Here is a 1,947-nt window from a genome sequence, read left to right on the forward strand (position 1 = left end):
GCTGGGAGATAGTAGAAAAATGGTAACTTTACGGAAACGTAAACCACCAACTACTATCAATAGAGCTATGAGCGATAAAGTCATCGACCAGCAACCGAAGGAAGTCTTCCAGTACTTCGACCAAATCACCCGTATCCCCCGCCCCTCCAAGAAGGAGGAGCAGATGATCGCCTACCTGCAGGACTTTGCCAAGGAGCAGGGTCTGGAGTGCGAGGTGGATCACGCAGGCAACGTACTGATCCGCAAGGGCGCCACACCGGGCTATGAGGATCGGGAGAGCATCGCCCTCCAGTGCCATATGGATATGGTGTGCGAGAAGGATAAGGATGTGGACTTCAATTTTGAGACCGACGCCATCCAGACCTACGTCGAGGATGGCTGGGTACACGCTCGCGGTACGACGCTTGGCGCTGACGACGGGATCGGCGATGCAGTCTGCCTCGCGATCCTCGCCTCCGACTCGATCGAGCATGGTCCCATTGAGTGTCTCTTCACCAGGGATGAGGAGACCGGTCTCACCGGGGCCATGGAAATGGCGCCGGACTTTATCGAGAGCAAGATCCTGATCAATCTCGACAGCGAGGAGGAGGGCGAGATCTGCATCGGCTGCTCCGGCGGTAAGGATACCGTGGCAGAGCTGGAGTATGAGCGCACCTACGCCTACCCGGAGCTGCACTACGCCCGGATAGAGGTCCGCGGGCTCCACGGCGGACACTCAGGGAGCGAGATCGACAAGGGGTATGCCAATGCAGTCAAGCTGCTGGCTCGACTTCTCTTCCGTCTCGGCAACGAGGTGGAGTATGTCCTCGCCTCGATCGAGGGGGGCAACCTCGACAATGCCATTCCGCGCGAAGCACATGCAGTCATCGGCGTAGCGCCTGAGGACAGGGATGCGCTGGCTGCTTTTGTCAACGTCTTCCGCACCCACCTGCAGGACGAGTACAAGGTGATGGAGCCGGGGCTGAAGGTAGAGCTGGACACGGTGGAGACGCCGAACTACTGCATCGACACCGACACGGCAAATGATCTGATCTTTGCCCTCATCGCCTGCCCTCACGGCGTGATTGAGATGAGTCGCGAGATCGAGGGACTGGTGCAGACATCCACCAATCTCGCCTCCGTAAAGATGCAGAATGAGGACGAGGAGGACGCACTGATGGTAGTCACCAGCCAGCGCAGTTCGATCGACTCACAGATCGATATGGTGGGTGATATGGTTCGTGCCACCTTCGAGTCCATCGGTGCAGATGTGTACGAGCACAGCCCCTACCCCGGCTGGGAGCCTAATACCGACTCTCAGATCCTCCAGATCGCCTGCGAGAGCTACCGCGCCCTCTACGACACCGATCCCAAGGTCTATGCCATCCATGCCGGTCTGGAGTGTGGGCTCTTCCGCCAGAAGCGCCCCGAGCTGGATATGATCTCCGTAGGCCCGACGATGCTCTATGTCCACTCGCCCGCAGAGCGTCTGGAGGTAGCCTCGGTAGGGAAGTTCTGGGACTATATCCTCGACATCCTTAAGCGCGCCCCTAAGGCAGGCAAGTAAGCAGGTGATGCCATGTCACGGCGTCTTGCGCTCCTTTTCATCACCCTCATTGCCACACTGACCGCCATGGGACAGCAGTCCGGGCAGGTGATCCGCCGGAGAGTGGTCTCCTACAATGTGGAGAACCTCTTTGATACCATCGATGACCCGGAGACGGACGACAAGGACTTCCTCCCTGAGGGATCCTATCACTGGACCAAGGGCAGGTATCGGAATAAGGTGGAGAACATCTCCCGCACCCTCTCCCGCATCGGCGAGTGGGACTACCCCGCTCTCATCGGTCTCGTGGAGATAGAGAATGTCCAGGTCATCCGCGACCTGACCGATGCCAAGGCACTCCGCAAGATGGACTACAGGATGTCCGTCAGCCGCGGAGCCGACCCGAGAGGGATCGATGTGGC

1 protein-coding gene and 1 pseudogene are annotated in these 1,947 nt (G+C 58.7%); both read left to right on the forward strand.

Annotated features, from left to right (window positions below; genetic code table 11):
• The first annotated feature begins 67 nt into the window (after positions 1-67).
• Complete coding sequence (locus tag Q0F21_RS07525; protein WP_297238770.1) at positions 68-1,546, forward strand: aminoacyl-histidine dipeptidase; 1,479 nt, start codon at positions 68-70, stop codon at positions 1,544-1,546.
• A gap of 12 nt (positions 1,547-1,558) precedes the next feature.
• Positions 1,559-1,947 (forward strand): annotated as a pseudogene (locus Q0F21_RS07530) (hypothetical protein); the annotation flags it as partial.

Origin of the sequence: uncultured Porphyromonas sp., from assembly GCF_934359325.1 — a bacterium.
Lineage (GTDB): Bacteria > Bacteroidota > Bacteroidia > Bacteroidales > Porphyromonadaceae > Porphyromonas_A.